At 67.8% G+C, this 18291-nt stretch carries 20 protein-coding genes and 4 tRNA genes; 12 read left to right on the top strand and 12 right to left on the bottom strand.

Going from position 1 to position 18291, the window contains the following annotated elements; all coding sequences use genetic code 11:
• The first annotated feature begins 53 nt into the window (after window positions 1–53).
• The gene (locus Pph01_RS20105) at window positions 54–629 is read left to right on the top strand and encodes a PspC domain-containing protein (protein ID WP_204074669.1); all 576 of its coding nucleotides are present in this window, start codon (window positions 54–56) and stop codon (window positions 627–629) included.
• 2 nt (window positions 630–631) lie between these two features.
• Here Pph01_RS20105 and Pph01_RS20100 read toward each other — a convergent pair whose 3' ends face one another.
• From Pph01_RS20100 to Pph01_RS20085, 4 genes are all read right to left on the bottom strand, one after another.
• A complete protein-coding gene (locus tag Pph01_RS20100) occupies window positions 632–1960 on the bottom strand; it encodes an MFS transporter (RefSeq protein WP_204074668.1) in 1329 nt (442 codons plus the stop codon).
• 154 nt (window positions 1961–2114) lie between these two features.
• Complete coding sequence (locus Pph01_RS20095) at window positions 2115–2456, bottom strand: metallopeptidase family protein (protein WP_204074667.1); 342 nt, start codon at window positions 2454–2456, stop codon at window positions 2115–2117.
• 12 nt (window positions 2457–2468) lie between these two features.
• Window positions 2469–3299, bottom strand: a complete 831-nt coding sequence (locus tag Pph01_RS20090) for an ABC transporter permease (protein ID WP_204074666.1) — start codon at window positions 3297–3299, stop codon at window positions 2469–2471.
• Window positions 3296–4237, bottom strand: coding sequence for an ATP-binding cassette domain-containing protein (locus Pph01_RS20085; protein ID WP_204074665.1), 942 nt, complete (start codon window positions 4235–4237; stop codon window positions 3296–3298). Before Pph01_RS20085 ends, Pph01_RS20090 begins: the two co-directional genes overlap by 4 nt.
• A gap of 68 nt (window positions 4238–4305) precedes the next feature.
• Between Pph01_RS20085 and Pph01_RS20080 the strand changes: the two genes are divergently transcribed.
• The 5 genes from Pph01_RS20080 (at window position 4306) to Pph01_RS20060 (ending at window position 6930) form a co-directional block, all read left to right on the top strand.
• Window positions 4306–4995 (top strand): TetR/AcrR family transcriptional regulator C-terminal domain-containing protein, encoded by a 690-nt coding sequence (locus Pph01_RS20080; protein WP_204074664.1) that lies wholly within the window; start codon window positions 4306–4308, stop codon window positions 4993–4995.
• Complete coding sequence (locus tag Pph01_RS20075; protein WP_204074663.1) at window positions 4952–6583, top strand: metallophosphoesterase family protein; 1632 nt, start codon at window positions 4952–4954, stop codon at window positions 6581–6583. Before Pph01_RS20080 ends, Pph01_RS20075 begins: the two co-directional genes overlap by 44 nt.
• Window positions 6584–6656 (top strand) — tRNA-Glu (locus tag Pph01_RS20070).
• Window positions 6657–6761: 105 nt separating this feature from the next.
• Window positions 6762–6836: transfer RNA gene (locus tag Pph01_RS20065), tRNA-Asp, on the top strand.
• Window positions 6837–6856: 20 nt separating this feature from the next.
• Window positions 6857–6930: transfer RNA gene (locus Pph01_RS20060), tRNA-Phe, on the top strand.
• Window positions 6931–7012: 82 nt separating this feature from the next.
• Here Pph01_RS20060 and Pph01_RS20055 read toward each other — a convergent pair.
• The 3 genes from Pph01_RS20055 to Pph01_RS20045 form a co-directional block, all read right to left on the bottom strand.
• Window positions 7013–7534: a hypothetical protein gene (locus tag Pph01_RS20055; protein WP_204074662.1), complete on the bottom strand. Its 522-nt coding sequence runs from the start codon at window positions 7532–7534 to the stop codon at window positions 7013–7015.
• Window positions 7535–7631: 97 nt separating this feature from the next.
• Window positions 7632–8096, bottom strand: coding sequence for a tyrosine-type recombinase/integrase (locus Pph01_RS20050; RefSeq protein ID WP_239116860.1), 465 nt, complete (start codon window positions 8094–8096; stop codon window positions 7632–7634).
• 164 nt (window positions 8097–8260) lie between these two features.
• Entirely contained in the window at window positions 8261–9313 is a 1053-nt protein-coding gene (locus Pph01_RS20045) for a quinone oxidoreductase family protein (RefSeq protein ID WP_204074661.1), read from the bottom strand.
• A 31-nt stretch (window positions 9314–9344) separates the two neighbouring features.
• Here Pph01_RS20045 and Pph01_RS20040 point away from each other — a divergent pair, with 31 nt between their 5' ends.
• Window positions 9345–10010 (top strand): TetR family transcriptional regulator, encoded by a 666-nt coding sequence (locus tag Pph01_RS20040; protein WP_204074660.1) that lies wholly within the window; start codon window positions 9345–9347, stop codon window positions 10008–10010.
• Window positions 10011–10445: 435 nt separating this feature from the next.
• Here the strand turns inward: Pph01_RS20040 and Pph01_RS20035 are convergent, their stop codons facing one another.
• On the bottom strand, window positions 10446–11084 hold the full coding sequence (locus tag Pph01_RS20035; protein WP_204074659.1) for an HD domain-containing protein: 639 nt from the start codon (window positions 11082–11084) through the stop codon (window positions 10446–10448).
• Between the two features lie 37 nt (window positions 11085–11121).
• Window positions 11122–12150 carry a sulfite oxidase gene (locus tag Pph01_RS20030; RefSeq protein ID WP_204074658.1) on the bottom strand — a complete coding sequence of 343 codons (1029 nt, stop codon included), beginning with the start codon at window positions 12148–12150 and terminating at the stop codon, window positions 11122–11124.
• A 242-nt stretch (window positions 12151–12392) separates the two neighbouring features.
• Here Pph01_RS20030 and Pph01_RS20025 point away from each other — a divergent pair, with 242 nt between their 5' ends.
• From Pph01_RS20025 to Pph01_RS20015, 3 genes are all read left to right on the top strand, one after another.
• Complete coding sequence (locus Pph01_RS20025; RefSeq protein WP_204074657.1) at window positions 12393–12737, top strand: YidH family protein; 345 nt, start codon at window positions 12393–12395, stop codon at window positions 12735–12737.
• Between the two features lie 281 nt (window positions 12738–13018).
• Window positions 13019–13330 (top strand): hypothetical protein, encoded by a 312-nt coding sequence (locus Pph01_RS20020; protein WP_204074656.1) that lies wholly within the window; start codon window positions 13019–13021, stop codon window positions 13328–13330.
• Window positions 13331–13434: 104 nt separating this feature from the next.
• Window positions 13435–13929 (top strand): hypothetical protein, encoded by a 495-nt coding sequence (locus tag Pph01_RS20015; protein ID WP_204074655.1) that lies wholly within the window; start codon window positions 13435–13437, stop codon window positions 13927–13929.
• A gap of 171 nt (window positions 13930–14100) precedes the next feature.
• Here Pph01_RS20015 and Pph01_RS20010 read toward each other — a convergent pair whose 3' ends face one another.
• The gene (locus Pph01_RS20010) at window positions 14101–14655 is read right to left on the bottom strand and encodes a GNAT family N-acetyltransferase (protein WP_204074654.1); all 555 of its coding nucleotides are present in this window, start codon (window positions 14653–14655) and stop codon (window positions 14101–14103) included.
• Complete coding sequence (locus Pph01_RS20005) at window positions 14652–15269, bottom strand: CGNR zinc finger domain-containing protein (protein WP_204074653.1); 618 nt, start codon at window positions 15267–15269, stop codon at window positions 14652–14654. The genes Pph01_RS20010 and Pph01_RS20005 overlap by 4 nt, the downstream gene beginning before the upstream one ends.
• Before the next feature lie 148 nt (window positions 15270–15417).
• Between Pph01_RS20005 and Pph01_RS20000 the strand changes: the two genes are divergently transcribed.
• A tRNA-Phe gene (locus tag Pph01_RS20000) sits at window positions 15418–15493 on the top strand.
• A gap of 1005 nt (window positions 15494–16498) precedes the next feature.
• On the opposite strand, the gene Pph01_RS19995 is transcribed toward Pph01_RS20000, so the two are convergent.
• Window positions 16499–17290 carry an MBL fold metallo-hydrolase gene (locus tag Pph01_RS19995; RefSeq protein WP_204074652.1) on the bottom strand — a complete coding sequence of 264 codons (792 nt, stop codon included), beginning with the start codon at window positions 17288–17290 and terminating at the stop codon, window positions 16499–16501.
• Between the two features lie 96 nt (window positions 17291–17386).
• Between Pph01_RS19995 and Pph01_RS19990 the strand changes: the two genes are divergently transcribed.
• Window positions 17387–17995, top strand: coding sequence for an ABATE domain-containing protein (locus Pph01_RS19990; protein WP_204074651.1), 609 nt, complete (start codon window positions 17387–17389; stop codon window positions 17993–17995).
• Window positions 17996–18291 lie beyond the last annotated feature (296 nt).

Raw genomic sequence — 18291 nt, 5'->3', positions numbered from 1 at the left:
GGCCAGGGGGAATCCCGATGTGCGGAAGCCTCTGCAAAGGGCAATCTGATGGCATGAACGAGATGAACACCAACGGTTCGGTCAAACAACTCCGCCGCACAAGGAATGGAAAGGTCATCGCGGGGGTGTGCTCCGGAGTCGGCGAGTACATCGGCGTCGACCCGAACATCCTCCGCGTGGTCCTCGCCGTCGCCACCTTCTTCGGCGGCCTCGGAGTCGGCGTCTACGCGGTGGCGTGGATCCTGGTTCCCGAGGAGGGCAGGGAGGGGTCCATCGCCCAGGACCTCATCACCAAGAACAAGGACTCGCGCGTTTGGCAGGACGCCAAGGTCAAGTGGGACCAGGGCTGGTCGCAGGCCGGCTGGAACCGTCCCGCGCAGCAGCAGCCCCAGTCGCCGTACCAGCCGACCACGGGTTATGAGCAGCACCCGTACGGCCGGCCCGACGCCCCCGCGGCCGCCCCGGCTCCGGCGCCTGCCGCTCCTGCCCCCTCCACCCCGACCTCCGCGCCCGCCGCTGACGCTGCGCCTGCCGCGCCCCGGCCCGCCGCCACGACGGAGGCCGAGCCCACGGCCCCCGCATCGGACGACCCGCCCGCTCCCAAGCCTGAGGATCCGGCGCAGGCCTGATCTCAGGTGGCGGCGCGAACCTTGGCGATGATCTCCGTACGGGTTTCGGTCCAGAGCATGCTCAGCACGGCCGCGACGGCGAAGCCGCCCGCGCCGGCCAGTGCGACCACAGGCTCTGGACCGAACTGCTGGGCGAGCACTCCTCCGACGAGGATGCCGATCCCCTGGGCGGCCAGCAGCCCGGACTGGACGAGCCCGAAGGCCTGCCCGCGCTCCTCGGGTGGGATGCACTGAACGAACGCCGCGTTCGCGGCGAGCTGGTAGGCCCCGCCGACCCCGGACAGCGCCCACAGGGCCAGCACGGCTTCCAGTGGCGGCTGCATCAGGCACACGACGAGTGGGGCACAGGTCAGCATGGCCATCCACCCCATCGCCCGCAGACGGCCTGACGGGGTGACGAACCGTCCGAAAAGGAACGCCCCGACCACGGTCCCCATCGGCATCGCCGCCATCAGAAGCCCCGTGATCACCGGAACCGGGAGCGTGCCGTCGTCCAGAGACGCGGCGTACGGCACGGCGATCCCCTCGGGCAGCACGTAGAAACCGCACAGCCACGCGAACATGACCAGCGTGCGCAGTCTGCGATCGCCGAAGACCAGACGCGCGCCCGACATCGTCATGCTCCACATCGACAACTTCCCGCCCTCTTCACGCCGTGACGAGGGGCGCCGCCGTACACCGGCGACGATCACCAGCGCGGAGCCGAGGAAGGTGGCCGAGTCCAGCGCGAGCGCGCGGTACGGCCCGAGCACGGCGATGAGCGCCCCGCCGGCCGCGAAGCCGAGCATCTGCACCGCCTGGTTGGTCACGTTCTGGATGGCCGAGCCGACGACATAGCGGTCACCTTCGAGGACCTCGGGCAGCAGCGCCGCCCGGGCCGCGGAGAACGGGGCGCTGAGCAGCACCACGCAGAACACGAGCACACACAGCACGGCGAACGGCATGCCCGGCACGGCCATGGTCGCGAGCAACCCGGCGCGGATGAGATCGCACAGGAGCATGACCCGCCTGCGCGGATAACGGTCGGCGAGCCCGGCCAGCAGCGGCCCGCCGATGATGGGCGGCAGGTAGGTCAGGGCGTAGACAGCGGCCGTGGCGAGCGCCGACTGGGTGCGGCTGTACACCAGTACGGCCAGGGCCACCTGCGCGAGCTGATCTCCGAGCAGCGACAACCCCTGGCCGAACCACAGGGAGCGGAACTCCCTGATCGCGACGACCTCGCCGTAGGTGATGCGGGCCTCGGGCGGGCGGCGGTGCCTTCCGGAAAGTCTGCCGGGCTTGGTGGCCACCAATGTCACTCCGCTGAGCTCCGGGGATGCCGCACGTGCCATACCGGGCCCCGCCGTACGGCACATGTGCCGTTTTCGCCGGGCCGTCGCCGTTCTGTACGGAGCGGGCACTACGGGCGTGGGACCGCACCTGACAGACCGTGGTCAACATGTTACCTACGGTGCCCGGGTGTTTCGACCCTTTGCGACCATGCGATTACCAACCGAGTTCGTGGAGCCTCTCATCGTTGATGCCGAAATGGTGGGCGATCTCGTGAACCACGGTTATCTGCACCTCTTCGACCACGTCTTCTTCGGTCTCGCAGATCTCGAGCGTCGGGTTGCGGTAGATCTCGATCCGGTCCGGCAGAACGCCGGAATACCATTCGCCGCGTTCCGTCAGGGGGATGCCGGTGTAGAGCCCGAGGAGCCCGGGCTCGGGTGGATCGTCCACGACGACGACCACGACGTTGTCCATGACCTTGGCCAGATCGGGCGGAACCGTGTCCAGCGCCTCGGCCACGAGCTCCTCGAACCTGCTGAGCGGGACGTCGATCACCTCACCATCGTGTCACCGGGACGTCGCCGTGCGGTATCGCCTCACGGCGAGTGGCACGAAGACCGACAGGATCAGCACCGACCAGCAGATCGTCGCCGTCACCGGATGCCGCAGCGGCCACGAGGCCGCGGCGGAACCCGGGTTGCCGAACAGCAGGCGGGCGGCCGAGACGACCGCGCTCATCGGGTTCCAGTCCGCGATCGGACGCAGCCAGGACGGCAGCCCCTCCAGCGGCACGAAGGCGTTGGCCAGGAACGTCAGCGGGAAGAGCCAGCCGAACGTCGCCGCGTCGGCCTGCGCGCCGTTCTTCACGAAGAGCCCGATGTAGGTGCCGATCCAGATCATCGCGTACGCGAAGAGGGCGAGCAGGCCGAACCCGGCGAGGGTCTCCGACACCGACCCGTGGGGGCGCCAGCCGGCGATCAGCACGCCGCACAGCGCCATCATGGCGACGGAGAGCAGGTGAATCGACAGGTCGGCGACGCTTCGCCCGGCCAGTACGGCGCTGCGCGCGATCGGCTGCGCCCGGAAGCGGTCGACGAGCCCGAGAGCCATGTCCTCACTCACCGAGGTCGCAGCCGAGACCGCGGTCAACGCCGCGACCTGCATGAAGATGCCCGGCATCAGATAGCTGCGGTAGTCGCCCCCACCGGGCAGCGTGATCGCGCTGCCGAAGACGTAGCCGAACAGCACGGTCATGATGATCGGGAAGACCAGGAAGCCCGCCAGCTCGCCCGGCTGGGCGCGCAGGCGGGAGTAGGTCCTGCCCGCGATGGTGAGGCTGTCGATCACGGCCCAGCCGAGCCGGCCGGCCCGCGTGGCAGGCGGTTCGAGCACGGTCATGCCGCGTTCACCTCGGTCACCTCGGTCAGCTGCAGGAACACCTCGTCGAGCGTCGGCCGGCGCAGGCCGAGGTCGTCGACGTCGATGCGCGCCGCGTCGAGGGCGGCGGCCACCCTGATGAGTGAGGCGGCGCCGTCCTCGACGGCCACAGTGAGCCGCCGCTCGGCCCGGTCGATCTCCGGCTCGCCGGGGAGGACGCCGCGGACCACCTCGACGCCGGCCGAGAGATCGCAGACCTCGCGGAAGGCGATGCTCACCCGCCCGCCGCCGACCTTGCCCTTGAGCTCGTACGGGGAGCCCGACGCGGCCACCGTTCCGGAGTCGACCACGACGATCTGGTCGGCCAGGCGGTCGGCCTCGTCGAGGTACTGGGTCGTGAGAAGCACGGTGGTGCCGTCGGAGACGAGCTCCCGGAGCAGGTCCCACAGGGCGAGGCGGCTTCGCGGGTCGAGCCCCGTCGTCGGTTCGTCGAGGAACAGCACCGGCGGGGCGACGATCAGGCTCGCGGCCAGGTCGAGCCTGCGGCGCATGCCGCCGGAGTAGGTCTTCACGGGCCGGTTCGCCGCCTCCGCCAGGCCGAAACGCTCGAGCAGCTCGTCCGCCCGGCGCCGCGCCGTACGCCGGGGCAGGTGATAGAGGCGGCCGAACAGGACGAGGTTGCGGCGGCCGGTGAGCAGCTCGTCGACGGCGGCGTGCTGACCGGCGAGCCCGATGCGATGGCGCAGACGGTCGGCGTCGGCGACCACGTCGCAGCCGGCCACGCGGGCCGTGCCGCCGTCGGGCCGGAGCAGCGTGGTGAGGATGCGGACCATGGTCGTCTTGCCCGCGCCGTTCGGTCCGAGCAGCCCGCAGACGGTTCCCTGTGGCACGTCGAGGTCGACCCCTTTCAAGGCGTCGACCTCGCCGTACCGCTTGCGCAGTCCTTCGGCGTGGATCACGAAGTCTCCTTAACGTCGTTAAATCTAACAACGTTAAGGGTGCATTGAACGTTGTTAAGCTGTCAACCGTGGCACTTGAACGGGACAAGATCGTCGCGACTGCGCTCCGGCTGCTCGACGAGGGAGGGCTGGAGAAGCTGACGCTGCGCAGGCTCGCGGCCGAGCTGGGCGTGCAGGCTCCGGCGCTTTATTGGCACTTCAAGAACAAGCAGGAGTTGCTGGACGAGATGACGGAGGTCATCACCGTCCACGAGGGCCCGCGGATCGGGCCGCCGGCCGAGGGGGAGACGTGGGACGCGTGGCTGGCGGAATGGGTGCGGGAGCAACGCCGGGTGCTGAACTCCCACCGCGACTCCGTGCGGCTGACGGCGGGAACACACCCAGGTCAGGGGATGTTGTCCACGGTCGACATGATCCTCGGATCGCTCACGCAGGTGGGTTTCGCCGTCGAGGACGCGATGTGGGGCGTGACCGCCCTGTCGAGCTTCCTCGGCGGCTTCGTGCTTGAGGAGCAAGCCGACAGGGAACGGGGAAGCGGTGAATGGTCGCAGTTCCACGAGGCGCTGGAAATCCTTGCCCCGTATCCCCACCTCCGTGAAGCGATGATCCGGATCGGCGGTCCCCAGAGCCAGGACGCCTTCGATCACGGCGTGGCCCTGATCCTCGAGGGCATGCGTGCGCGTCTGGCGGCGAGTTCGGATAGGCAGGAAGGACATGGAGATCTCGAAGTGGAAGGAGACCGCCCAGCGGCTGGGTAAGGGCCGCACGGCGCGGATCCTGGCGATCATCCTGGCCGCGGTGGCCGGGGGATGGCTGGGCCTGGCCGTCGGCGCCTCCGTCGACACGCCGGTGGGCCCCGCCGACATCGGGATGTCCCTGCGTCCCTCATGGAGCGGCGAGACCGTCGTCGACGTCCGTCCGCTCGGCACGCTGAGCTTCGACACCCACAACAGTCCGGTACAGCTGAGCCTGACCATCGACGCGGTCCACCCGGACGCGGCCCAGGAGATCCTGAACAACCCGAGATGGGCCGACCGGCTTCCGACGATCATCGGGCAGGACGTGACCGACGGGCTCCGCCGCCTGATCATCCGAGGGCTGCTCTTCGCCGCCGCCGCCGGATTCCTGACCGGCCTGGTGGTCTTCCGGCGCCTGTCCCGGGCCGCGTGGACCGGGGCGGGATCGCTCGTCATGGTCGTCGTCATGGGCGGGGTCGCCGCCCTGACGTTCAACCCCCGGTCCATCTCCGAACCCCGCTACACGGGCCTTCTGACGGGCGTGCCGTCCCTCGTGGGCAGCGCCCAGTCGATCGTGACCCGGTTCTCGGAGTATCGCGGCCAGCTCGCGAAGCTGGTGACCAACGTCTCCCAGCTCTACGAGGCCGGCTCGACTCTGCCGATCTACGACCCGGACCCCAGCACGATCCGGGTCCTGCACGTCTCGGACCTCCACATCAACCCGATCGCCTGGAACGTCATCAAGTCGCTGAAGGACCAGTTCAAGATCAATTTGATCGTCGACACGGGAGACATCAGCGACCATGGGACGACCGCGGAGAACGAGTTCGTCGAGGAGATCGGCCGCCTGGGCGTGCCGTACGTCTATGTGCGCGGCAACCACGACTCGATGAGCACGCAGCGGGCGGTCGCCAAGCAGAAGAACGCGATCGTGCTGGACGGCAACGCCGCGACCGTCGGCGGGCTGCGCATCTACGGCATCGGCGATCCGCGCTTCACGCCGGACAAGTCGGTGCAGCAGTCCGACGACTCCAGCCAGGAGCTCATCGATCTCGGCCGTGCGCAGGCCGAGAAGATCGCACCCCCCGAGACGCCGAGGTCGGGGTCGACCTCGAGCCCGGGCAGGATCCCCACCGACATCGTGGCGGTCCACGACCCGACGGTGGGCCGGGGGCTGTCCGGCCAGGTGGCCCTGGTGCTGGCCGGCCATGTGCACCAGCGGTCCACCGAGATGTTGCCGACGGGCACGCAGCTGATGATCCAGGGGTCGACCGGCGGCGCGGGTCTGCGCGGCCTGGAAGGGGACGAGCCGACCCCGTTGATGGCCTCGGTGCTTTATTTCAACAAGGGCACGCACCGGCTCCAGGCCTGGGACGACATCACCGTCGGCGGCCTCGGAGAGCAGCGAGTCCAGGTTGAGCGTCATATCGAGCTGGACCCTGGTCGTAGAATTCTTCCCGAGTCTTCATCCGAGTCGACGACCCCCCCGCAGCCAACGGGGACGATCACCGGCTCCCCGTCGCCTATCGCTTTGGCATCGGGGGCATACGTCCCCTATGCTTCAGAGGTCTCCGACGGAAGGCGTCGCGGAAGCAGGGCAGCGCCCTGAGCCCCCATCGTCTAGCGGCCTAGGACACCGCCCTTTCAAGGCGGCGGCACGGGTTCGAATCCCGTTGGGGGCACGCGCGCTCGCCGAGCGTGGCAGCGAAACGAAAGGTCGATGACCTTCCGGAAGCTGCTAAGCTAGGCGAGCCGAACAAGACGGAAGAAATCTTCCGGACAATAGAGGTCCTGTAGAGCAGTTTGGAGTGCTCGCCACCCTGTCAAGGTGGAGGTCGCGGGTTCAAGTCCCGTCAGGACCGCGTACGGCGGCAGCCGCCGAGGTCAGGTAGCTCAGTTGGTACGAGCGTCCGCCTGAAAAGCGGAAGGTCGGCAGTTCGACCCTGCCCCTGACCACAGCACCTGAACAGCCAGAACGCCCCGAGCCGATCACGGCCGGGGCGTTTTTGATCTCCAGTGACAGCAACGTCGTGCGGCGTCATGGTGTGTTCCCTCCTTGTCGAGGTGAATGGTTCTCTAGATCGACTCGGCAGTCCGACTTATGGATCTTGTGCAGGCGTGGGGTATCCGATGAGTCGTCGGGAGCGAAGACCAAGCGGACGTCATGGGGATGGGTCCGGATGCCAAGCGCCTCGTCGCCAAGCACGATTCCTGGCGCGGGTTCCCACTCGGCTCCGACTTGGTTCAGGGCATTGAGGACATCCAGCATGTGCAGGAGCGCAGGTTGGGGCCCCTGCCAGCCCGAAAGCGCCGCGGGCAGGGCGACGCGTTCCCGCCACAATGGCACTCCGATATCGAGCACCGATCCGTGGCAGATCAAGAGTTCGAGGTCCTCCCAGAAGTGGAGACGAGGCCGCCACCGGCGAGGCTTGGAGTCCTTCATGCGGTCATGGAACGGCCCGACCAGCTGCTCCACTCCCTGCAACGTCATCCCACAGTGCAACTCACCAAGTCGGCCGCGGCTCGCGAATCCGACGACGAGTTCCAGAGCTGGGGTCATGTGGACAGCCAAGCAGATCGTCCGCTGCTCGTTCCACGTAAATTGCCCCGCTATGGGCCGACATGCTGAAGGCCACCTCCAGATTGGATAGTGGCCTTCAGCAGAATGGTTTGATCAGCTCAATGCATCCCCGAGCTTGCCAAGGGCTCGGCGCTTGTCGTCGAGAGAAGCGTGGGCGTAGATGGTCATCGTCACCTCGATGCCGCTGTGGCCGACGATGTCGCGGACGACCTGGCGGGACGCCAAGGTTGAGCAGCAGGGTCACGCAGGTGTGGCGGAGATCGTGAAACCGCATGTCACCGAGGCCGGCGGTTTTGCGGATCGCTCCCCAACTTCGCCGTAGGTTGTCCGGCTCCATCGGAGTGCCGCGCCGAGACGGGAACACGAGGCCGTGATCCTCCCAGTCGGGCCACCGGTCTGAGCGTTCGGCAAACTGCCCGCGCCGATGCTCCCGCAGCGCTTCCAAGCAAATCGAGGGCAGCGGGACCGTTCGCTCTGAGTCCTCTGTCTTGGGCCGGACGAACTGCAGGCGTCCCGCGACTCGCTGGAGAGTCTGAACCACTTCGAGCTTCGCGCCGTCGAGGTCGACGTCTTCTCAGCGGAGGCCGAAGAGCTCTCCGCGCCGCAGGCCAAGGCAGAGCGCCAGGACGTACAGCGCGTACAGTCGGTGCTCCGTGGCGGCCTTGAGTGTCGCACGCGTCTGGGGGACGTCACCAACGGTGTCGCTTACGCCGGTTCGCCGGGGGTTAGGACGATGCGCCCGTTGAGCGACCGGCTTGCCATCCGTTGGTGAGCGGTTACAGCCTCGCTGAACGAGAGCACGTCAACCTCGGTCTGGCCGAGTCCGGCGGCGACAGCCTGGACGGCTGCTTCGAGGGCGGGCCGCACGGTGTCCGGGTGTGTGGGCAGGTAGGCGCCGGCGTTGAAGCCCATGACCGCGACGCTTCCGAACCAGAGCCGATTGGTCTCGACCGAGTGACCCCAGTCCCCGCTGGCATTGCCGGAGGCGATGAGCCGACCGCCGGGGCGCATCAGATCGAGGCTCTGGCTGCGCACCTCTCCGCCGACAGGGTCGATGACGACGTCGAAGCGTTCCTCGCCGAGCGCAGCTGGGAGCTCCGCCGAGTCGACGATCTTGTCGTACGGGAGCTTCGTGGTGGCGGCGGCTTGGAGCTTGCTCGCGCGAACCGTGCCGACGACCCGGCCGGCGCCCAGCTGCTTCGCCATCCCGGGGAACGCCGCGGAGAATCCGCCGAGCGCTCCGTGGATCAGCACGCTCTCGCCCTCGACCAGATGGGCGACGCGCGTCAGTGCGACGTGCGCCATCGCGGCATTTGGCACGACAGAGACCGCGAGAGCGGGGTCGATGTCGTGGCCTTCAAGGGACACCGCGTGAGGTGCTTGCGCGATGAAGACCGATGCGTAACCGCCGACGCCGCCGTTGGACATCGAAACAACCTTCTCGCCGATCTCGAACCCGCGCACTCCATCACCGAGCGCCCGCACCGTTCCGGTGACCTCGAGGCCCGGGATGAACGGCGGCTGCGGCATCTCGGGCCGGTCCTTGAAGCGACCTTCGCGGAAGAAGAGGTCGATGAGGCCGACAGCGGCGTGGGTGACGTCGATGGATATTTCGCCCGGCCCCGGCGCTGGATCGGGCAGCTCGACGACCTCAAGAACGGCCGGTTCTCCGAAGCGGGTGGCTTGCACAGCCTTCATGTCTGACTCTCCTCGCGTTAGCGCACTACGTGATGCGTTACGCATGACGGTACCACGCATAGCGCATCGTCGCGTGCGTTATTGTTGTGGGATGCGGGAGAGGGCGAGATCGGCCGAGGACAAGGCGCAGCGTTCGGAGGACCTGCTTGCTGCCGCAGAGGCGCTCGCGCTTGAGCTCGGCGGCGTTCGGTTCGTGACCGTCGCGGCGGTGACCGAGCGCGCCGGCCTCCACCGCACTGGCGTGCGGCGCTACTACGCGAGCAAGGAAGAGCTCCTGCTGGAGCTCGCCGAGCGCGGCTGGGGCCACTGGCGCGACACGATCGGCGCCCGAGTGGCCGGGCGGGCCCGCCTGCAGCCGGTCGATGTCGCTGACGTGCTCACGGAGACGATCGCGTCGCTACCGGTCTTCTGCGATCTCCTCGCACACGTCCCGATGGACTTGGAAGGCGACGTCGACATCGAGCGGGCCCGCCGCTACAAGACGAACGCGTTCGTGGCGCACGACGAGATCATCGACATGCTGAAGCGTGTGAGCACGATGTCGGCGAGCCAGTTGCAGTCGATGATCGCAGCCACGCTTCCGCTCGCCAGCGGGTTCTGGCAGGTCTCCCATCCCACGCCAACCCTGGCCAAACTGTACGAGCAGGTTCCCACGTGGGGGCACATCGCGCTCGACTTCGAACCCCGCCTCAAGCTCCTGCTCCGCGCGATGGCCGTGGGGCTCGCCGAAACGCTGCCCGCTTCCGACGCTGATTGAGCGGAAGACCCGGATCTCCTTCCGAACGGCCCTCGGCTTGCCACTGGACAGCCGCGCGGAGGTGACGGCAACGGTGACGGCAACGTCGGCCACCACAGGCACACGCTGGGCACCGCACAGCACCGTCGAGCCCCAGCTGATGGGCGGTCAGCAGGGCGATCGCTAGCGTCGGTGTTCGTCGCCACGTCCTTTCGGAGTGGTCTGTTGCCGATCTAGATCCGCCTGAGCGGAGGGTCCTGCCGCATCCTTCGGCGGGGTTGATCGGGATGCCCTTGGAGGTGGTGGCTTTCGTTGCCGATTACCTGCAGCTGCAATGGCTCGCCAAGGCCGCAAGTGTCAGAACCATGGATGCGGGACCTCGTCCAAGGTGGCGACGAGGAGCGCCCTGTCTCACCACGTTGCTCCCTGTGGGGTTTGATCACTTCGATGTTCCGATCAGCTCGGCCAGGCCGAACCCATGACGCGCTCGACCATGCTGACGTGACGGAAACCGGGAATGAAGTGCACCAATACGTCCGCACTAATGGTGCCGTAGGTGGTGTCCGGGCGGTCTCTGGTTCCCTCGAGAAGGGCCTGCAGGAACCCGTTCTTGAAGTCGCCGCGCGGATGAACAGCATTGATCTCGTCCACCAGGCCACGATCCAGCTTGTCCAAGCCCACGCCCTGCACGTCGGTCAGCACGCCGTGGTGTGTGGCGGCGATCTCTGGGCCCATCCGGCCGGGAATCCTCGGCGTGCTGTGCAGCGCGATCGCTTCCCAGACCACGTCGGCGGCCGTGGCCGGAAAACCGCGGTCGAGCAGGAACTTGCGTGCGTGGTCGGCGCCATCGAGCTCGAAGCGCTGCTCCACGTCGGAGAAGGGCGTCAGCAGGCCGAGATCGTGGAAAATGGCGGACAGGTAGAGCAGCTCCGGGTCCGGCCGCAGACCGACCTCGCGAGCGTGAAGCGCGGCGAAGAAGAAGACGCGCCGGGAGTGATGGAAGATGAGGGGGCTGGTCATCCCCTGGATGTGGCGGGTGGCCTCGGCGACCGCCGCCGTCTCGGGAACCTCCACCCCTGCGATGATTTCGGTCATGAGTTCGCCCGCCTGTTCTCCGAGCCCCGATACGGCCTCAGGTCGTGGATTCGACTCGGATGGGGTGGGACAGCACCGGGTGATAGCAGTAGCCCAGCTCATTCCATGGGACGGTGTCGGGCTGTGTATGGCCCTGGTCGTCGGTGGCGCGTACCCGGATGATGTGATCGCCGGGTTGGGGATCCCAGCTGAACTGCCAGCGTACCCACGCGCCCGGTATCTCCGGCGGAGCCAGGGACGCCTCCTGCCAGGAACCCTCGTCGAGGCGGTATTCGACCGCCGTGACCTGATTCTCTCCCGCGAATGCACGCCCCCGGATGACTTGCGGTACCGGCCGCAGCCGTGCCGGCCAGGACAGTTCCACCAGGCTCGCCACCGGTATGCCGGTGATCGGCATACCGAGTGAGGGCGCCTGCGGAGGGTAGTCCGGACCGATCAGTACGTAGTCTTCGGTGTTCCACGGAACGTGCAGCGGATGTTCGGAGACTTCGATCCGGCCCACCCACTTGATGCTGGCGGCGCCGAGCCATCCGGACACCACGACCCGAGCCGGGTACCCGTGATCGAGCGGCAGCGTCTCGCCGTTCATGGCCAGCGCGAGCAGGGTGTCGTCGGCAAGCGCCTTGGCCAGCGGCATGGGCCGGCGGGCCTGGATCTCGTCGAGCGCTTCCGGCATGACCTCGCGAGCTTTTGGGGTGATCCCCGCCGGTTCGAGCAGGTCGCGCAACCGGACGCCGGTCCATTCGGCAGTGCTGATCGCGCCGCGGCCCCACTGGGTTCCCTCAAACTTGCGTTCGTACTCCTCGCCGAACAGCACACGGCGGTTACCGGCGCACTCGATCGTTCGGACCATTGAGATCAGCGGGAAGTGATCCCACAAATCGGCGTAGGTGTAGGTGATCGGCTCGCGTACCCCACTTCCTTCGATCCGGAGCGACCATCTCGCCGCGTCCAGATGGGGGGTCGGTGCGTGGCTGCGAAGGAAGAAGCGGTCGATCGGGGTGATGTAGCCAGGCGCGCGGTCCGGCCGAATCCCGTAGTCCAGACCGGTCCCGGCGTCCTCCATGAGCTCGGGCGGAGTCGGCTTGACGACTTTTCGCTCTCTGACCCCGTCAGGCGAGGGATGATCAGGTTCGCTTCCGCGTAGGGGACCACTCAAGGTTCATCGCCTCCCACCACTGGCTTGAGCCTCTTCCCGAGGCCCCCACCTGGCATAACCTCTTGTAACATCGTGCCCTAGCGGATTACGGCCTGCCCTGAACGGGTCGCAAAGAGGGCCCAATCGGTCGGACGGGGAGTGCCTAACCGGTGAACGAGTCGTCCATCCCAGCCGGCGATCTCCGGGTTCGCGAGCACCTGGCCAACGAGCGCACTTACCTCGCCTGGCTGCGGACGAGCTTGGCCATGATGGCCTTCGGTCTGGGAGCGGCGAAGTTCGGCTCACACAACGAGGTCTACGCATTTGCCGCAGGCGGCGTGCTCGTATGTGCGGCAATCGCCGGCTTTGGCTACGCCACCGTCCGTTACCGTGCGTTGAATCAGGAAATCACGCGGGGCCGCGTCGTCATCGGAGCCAGCGCTCGTGGCCCAATCGCTGCGGCCATGGTCCTCATGCTCGCAGCCTTCATCGCATTGGTACTGCTCGTTCGCTGATACATCATCCAGCCGGTCGCGCTGAGCGCCGCCGGCAAGGGCCGCAAGAGATGGACCATGCGCTGGAAGGCGCCCTTGAACGCCTTACAGATCGCCTTCGAAGGCCGCCTCACCCCTGCCAACCTCTGACCACAACCAAGATCAGCCGTTGAGTTGACACTCCCGTGCGGAACACGAGGGCCGAAGACAGCCGTCCCCTGTTTCGCGTACGACAGGAGGCGTAGTCGCGGGACCACCTACGAGACGACGCGGAACAACCCGGAAGCCGAAAGTCTGGCCGCATGCGTAGAAGGCCGCTGTTGCTTGTCCTCGCCGCCGCCGTGATGGTTCCGCTGGGCGGGGGCGTGGCACACGCACGGGTGGCCGACGATCAGGATCCGGCCCTCGTGCGAACCGCCCAGGGCACCGTGCACGGTCTCGCCGGCTCCGACCACCAGACGTTCTCTGGGATCCCCGGGCTGCCCCGCTGGGCGGCCTGTCACTCCGGCGGTACGGTCCTCTCGCTCGCGTCCGGTCCACAGAGTGTGCATCCGGTGAACTTCATGAGCAGTCACAACTGCGCCTTCTGGCGCCACCTGCAGCCCGCGCCGTAACCGACCAGGAAGGACCTCCAGTGAACAGCACCGCCGACCCCCGGTTCTCAGAGCGGGCGGGAGGAGGGCCGGCAAGCAGGCGTGAGCCCCGCGGCCGGCCTAGGATGCGGCTGGCACCGCCTTGGCGCAAGGCCCTGCGGATCGTGCATGTGGTCGCCTCGCTGGGACTGCTGGGTGCCGACGCCGCTGTACTCGCTCTGGCCGTCGCGGGGTGGCAGGGGTCGAACCCGTTGACCGTCTATCCGGCCGGATACATGCTCGGCGACTTCCTCGTGCTGCCCCTGGCACTGCTTGCCCTCTCCACCGGCATCGCCTTGGGGTTGCTCACCCCGTGGGGACTGCTGCGCTACTGGTGGGTGCTCATCTCGCTGGTCTTCACCGCAGGCGGCACGCTGCTGGCCGTGTTCGTTCTCGTGCCCACGCTCTCCGCAGCCGCCGGCGTGGCACTGGCTGGGGGAGTTCCCGCGGACACGTACGGGCTGGTCAAGGACTCCGGGGGAGCATCCGGGGTGCTGCTCGTGACCATCCTGCTCAGCTACTACAAGCCCTTCGGCCGGACGATACCGTCGTCCCGGCGTCGCGGCGGGCCGGAGCGGTGACCGGGGCAGCTTATAGTCGCGCAGGGCAGACCCCTACCGTGCGGCCAGGGCGGCCACAGGGCCGGCCATGGTCGACGACCTGGCGCCCGGAGTCTCCAAGCCTGTACCTGCAACCGCAGTCCGACTTGTTCCATCCTGTCCCCGGGCGCGGCCAGCAGCCTGGACTGCAGATCAGAGGGCCGGCTTCGGCTGTGGCCGGTCCACTCGGTACACATAATGCAGCGGGTCATCAATGGGATTGTCGGGCTCGATACTCCCTTCGCCGACCCGTCGCAGGCCTGCTTTCTCCAGCGCCCGCCACGATGCCCGGTTGGCCGCTACCACCGGCACCAGAACGCAGGCGGCGTCGGGGTAGTCGGACCAGGTGCGCTCGACCATCGAGGCGATCATGCGAGGGCCGAGGCCGCGCCCGGTCCGCGCCTGGTCAGCTATGAGGTAGTCGATGCTCATCGCGCCGGCGGGCACATCGACGATGGGGGACAGGTCGTCGAGATACTCGGGATAGTGGGCGAGCCGGCAGCGCTGCACCAGCCCGAGGGGCAGGCCGTCGAGCAGGGCGAGAAAGTCCTCCGACGGCTCCTCGCCTCGCGCCGCGGGGCCGAAGTCACGCAGCACCGCCTCGGCCGAGGTCTCATGGTTCCACCATCGAGCTACGTGCGGCCGCTCCAACCAGCGACGCAACAGGGGGAAGTCGGGCTCGCCGAGCCGGCGCCAGGTGATGGTCATGAGGTCGCTCCTTTGAGATGGCGGCGGTAGTAACGGGCCTGGCGGTCTCGGTGCGCGCACGACGGGTGGCAGTAGCGTCGGCGCGAATGGTTTTGTACGAACATCAGCGAGCAATCGGGGCTGCCGCACCGCCGCAGGATGCTGGAGTGCGGCCGGGTCACCAGCTCTATGCAGCAGGTCGCGATGTGGCCGAGTACGGCGGCGCTGCCGCCGGTGGTGTCGAGCCGGCGCGCGGTGGGTGTCCCGGCGGTCCAGTCCAGGCGCGGGTGGGTAGGCGCGGCGGCTGCGGCGGTGTTGACCCTGTCGACGGACCCCGTCTCGGGGACCTGTCCGTCGATGGTCGCCGACAGCACGTCGTGCACCGCGTCGCGCAGCGCGCGGACCCGCGCGGCGTCGCCACCCATCCCCTCGTCCGAAGGTGGGAGTCCGTGTCGGGTGGAGACGAGTATGAACCACTGCTCGATCCACCGGGCCGTCCCCAGGAAGTCGATGCGGTCGTCACCGATGCCGTAGCGGGTGTTGGCGAACTCCACCGCAATGGGTTCCGTGCCAAGGATCGGGAAGTCCGGGCCATCCATAATCTGACGGTAGCAATGGACTTCTACCGTCAGCAAGAGCTAGATCGCAGCGAGTCGTCGCGCGTGACGGACTGGTTGATGCCATCGCATGCCTTCAAGATGCGGGTGGAACTGACGGCAACGCTGACGGCAACGTCCGCCGCCAGAGACACACGCTGGGCACCGTAGAGCACACTCCACGCCCAGCTCATTGGCGGCCAACAGGGCGATCGCTACGCCTGAAAAGCGGAAGGTCGGCAGTTCGACCCTGCCCCTGACCACAGCACCTGAACAGCCAGAACGCTCCGAGCCGATCACGGCCGGGGCGTTTTTGATTGGGATTGACCACAATGTCGCCTTGTCAGGCCTACCACCCGCCCATGTCGCGAGCCATCTCTGCGTTCTGGTCCCGCATCTCTGCCAAATAGCCATCGGCAGCATCCAGGAAGCTGGCCATGCGCTCCATCGCCTCGTGAAAGCGTCGGATGTGTAGGCGCCCCAGATCCGGGAGTGTGGGCGTCCCACTCTTCAGTTCGGGGTACCGGAAGTGCTCGGCTGATGGATCTATCTTGTGTAACTGCTTTAGGAACTTCTCGACGTTATTCAGGTCATCGGCGGACGCGCTGCCCCATTGCGCTAGCAGAGGCCGTGCGCGGCTCCACACGTCTCGATGCTGTGCGTCTTGGAAACATCGACAGGATCGGCGAACCAGCGCTGAAGATCGGCGGCCGCCGCAGAGGAGACCCGCCGGGCAGCCGCCGAGGCTGTGGCCACGGCCGACCAGCGCGTGACCCGGGCCGAGCAGGCGCAAACCGACGCGCGTGCGGAGGTGGAGCGGATGCGTGCCGAGGTTGCCCAAGCGCTCAGGGCCGGAGCGGGCCCGCGCGGACGCGGGAAGGAATGAGCGCCGTGCCCAACTTCCCGGTGTGGACGTGGGAAGACGGCCGCCTGATCGGGGAGGAACGCCGCCCGGTATGGCCGTAGCCGTCGAGGTGTTTCTTCTCCACGTCGATGAACCCTGCGGCGCCCGGCCGGGGGTGTCGACCTGGAGGTAGAAGACGAAGTCCGGGTGGAACATGCCGGTGAGCGTGTCGTAGTTCCCCTGCTCGAGGGCCTGGTAGAAGCAGGGCACGAGGCCGGCATTGGTTCCGGTGGACATGTGATCGGGTCGTTCTCTGTCGTTCTGGCACGGCGCCGGGGACGGCGCGAGGGGTTGCTGCCGGGGTGGGGGCCCGGCGTGTTCCGGGCCCCGACCCCGACATGATGTCTCGGTTCTGGGCGGCGGTTCAGGCTGAGGAGCGCTGCGTCCAGTCCTGGTCCAGGCGGTCGGCCAGACCCGCGGCGGTGAAGGCGGCCTCCAGGTGCTCGCGGCCCTCGGTGAAGTGGGCCCAGCTGTCGTGGTGGGCCGGGACGACACGGCGGGCGTCGAGGATCCGGGCGGCCTCGGCGGCCTGCGCGCTGTCCAGGACGAGCAGGTTGCCGTCGAAAAGCATGGGATGACGAGGTGCGCCGGCGAACAGGATGGCGGTGTCCACCGGGGCGAAGCGCTCGGCGATCTCCTTGACGGCGTCGAGGGAGGCGTTGTCGCCGCTGACGTAGACCGTCGGCAGGCCCTCTCCGGTCAGGACGAAGCCGACGACCTGGCCGGTGAAGGGCTCAACCTCCTCGCGCGGGCCGGGGCCGTGGATGGCGGGAACACCGGTGACGGTGATAGTGCCGCCGCCCGGGCGCTCCAACTCGACCGTCTCCCAGTCGGCCAGGCCCTTGACCTTCTGCCCGAGGCGCTCGCCGCCGCTGGGGGTGGTCAAGGTGAGGGGGACCTCGGTGAGCATGGCACGGCCGGAGGCGTCGAGATTGTCGGCGTGCCCGTCGTGGGAGAGCAGAACCACGTCGATGGGGCCGAGATCGGCGGGGGTGACGGTGGAGGGGGCGGTCTTGGTCAGGATCACGCGGCGGCCGTAGTCGCCGGGGCCGTCGAACGTCGGGTCGGTCAAAAACCGCAGGCCGCCGTACTCGAACAAGGCGGTCGGGCCGCCGTACGTGCGGACCGGGAACTGATCGGCATTGAGCTGGGACATCACGTCTCCCTCATCTCTCACGAAAAAAATCGGTGTTTAACGTGACACCAGGCTAGGCGGGCATCACGGAAAAATGCAATCGCTACCATGAGAGGCATGGACGACATCCTGGCCACCGACACAGCGCAGACCGCTCTGCCCCCAGCTCCAGGTGCCGACCAGTACCGCTCCCTGGACTTCGCCGACACCGCCGCGACCCTGCCCGCCGGCCAGAGCTACGACCTGCTCGCCACCCCCGGATCCGCTATGCACTGGCTCGCCACCCACGACCTGACCACCCCGGACGTGCAGCTGTACGAGGTGTGCGCACAGCGGATGCGCGCGCTTCGCGCACACGTACGCGCCCTGTTCGCCGCCCGCGTCGACGGCACCACCCCGCCCGAAGACTCCCTGCGCGCGGTGAACGAGGCACTCACGGCTGTACCCACCGCACCCCTCCTCGCCTGGGACGGGGCCCAGGGACTGCGCCGCATCCAGGCACACCCCACCGACCGGGCCGTCAACCACGCACTGGCGACCCTCGCCGCCGACGCCGCCGACCTGCTCACCGGTCCCGACGCCGGCATCCTCGCCGCCTGCGGCTCCGCCCCCTGCGACCGGTTCCTCATGCGCACCCACGGCCGGCGCCATTGGTGCTCCACCCGCTGCGGCGACCGCGCCCGCGCCGCCCGTGCCTACGCCCGGCGCAGCGGCGCCTCGGACTGACGCGCCGGACCGATTCGGTCGCCTGTTCTGGTGATGCCTCCGGAATCCGACAGGAAGAGACCGAGGCTCTTGGTGGTGGTGCATGGGCGAGCATTGCCGACAGGCGGCCCCGGGGCTTCCTCCTCACGCGTTTCACTCATGAGCCCGCCGGCTCAGGGACTGGGCGTTGAGTGCGGCTTCGCCTTCGCCCGGTAGGCGGTTCTGGAGAACGGAGGAAGCTCATACTGACGCTTGATGAGGGTTTGCCGTGACCCGCCATAGCCTGGAAAGAGGTAGATCTGCCCCGACCGCGATCG

Origin of the sequence: Planotetraspora phitsanulokensis, assembly GCF_016863295.1 — a bacterium.
Classification (GTDB): Bacteria; Actinomycetota; Actinomycetes; order Streptosporangiales; family Streptosporangiaceae; genus Planotetraspora; species Planotetraspora phitsanulokensis.
The sequence above is the reverse complement of the archived record's forward strand: the minus strand, read 5'-3'. Positions and strand labels throughout refer to the sequence as shown.

What these genes read in the sequence shown, in the direction of transcription:
- Pph01_RS20105 (WP_204074669.1), top strand. Translation starts at nt 54, where the DNA reads ATGAACGAGATGAACACCAACGGTTCGGTCAAACAACTCCGCCGCACA.
- Pph01_RS20100 (WP_204074668.1), bottom strand. Translation starts at nt 1,960, where the DNA reads ATGGCACGTGCGGCATCCCCGGAGCTCAGCGGAGTGACATTGGTGGCC.
- Pph01_RS20090 (WP_204074666.1), bottom strand. Translation starts at nt 3,299, where the DNA reads ATGACCGTGCTCGAACCGCCTGCCACGCGGGCCGGCCGGCTCGGCTGG.
- Pph01_RS20075 (WP_204074663.1), top strand. Translation starts at nt 4,952, where the DNA reads ATGGAGATCTCGAAGTGGAAGGAGACCGCCCAGCGGCTGGGTAAGGGC.
- Pph01_RS20055 (WP_204074662.1), bottom strand. Translation starts at nt 7,534, where the DNA reads ATGACCCCAGCTCTGGAACTCGTCGTCGGATTCGCGAGCCGCGGCCGA.
- Pph01_RS20045 (WP_204074661.1), bottom strand. Translation starts at nt 9,313, where the DNA reads ATGCGTGGTACCGTCATGCGTAACGCATCACGTAGTGCGCTAACGCGA.
- Pph01_RS20040 (WP_204074660.1), top strand. Translation starts at nt 9,345, where the DNA reads ATGCGGGAGAGGGCGAGATCGGCCGAGGACAAGGCGCAGCGTTCGGAG.
- Pph01_RS20035 (WP_204074659.1), bottom strand. Translation starts at nt 11,084, where the DNA reads ATGACCGAAATCATCGCAGGGGTGGAGGTTCCCGAGACGGCGGCGGTC.
- Pph01_RS20030 (WP_204074658.1), bottom strand. Translation starts at nt 12,150, where the DNA reads ATGGAGGACGCCGGGACCGGTCTGGACTACGGGATTCGGCCGGACCGC.
- Pph01_RS20020 (WP_204074656.1), top strand. Translation starts at nt 13,019, where the DNA reads ATGCGTAGAAGGCCGCTGTTGCTTGTCCTCGCCGCCGCCGTGATGGTT.
- Pph01_RS20015 (WP_204074655.1), top strand. Translation starts at nt 13,435, where the DNA reads ATGCGGCTGGCACCGCCTTGGCGCAAGGCCCTGCGGATCGTGCATGTG.
- Pph01_RS20010 (WP_204074654.1), bottom strand. Translation starts at nt 14,655, where the DNA reads ATGACCATCACCTGGCGCCGGCTCGGCGAGCCCGACTTCCCCCTGTTG.
- Pph01_RS19995 (WP_204074652.1), bottom strand. Translation starts at nt 17,290, where the DNA reads ATGTCCCAGCTCAATGCCGATCAGTTCCCGGTCCGCACGTACGGCGGC.
- Pph01_RS19990 (WP_204074651.1), top strand. Translation starts at nt 17,387, where the DNA reads ATGGACGACATCCTGGCCACCGACACAGCGCAGACCGCTCTGCCCCCA.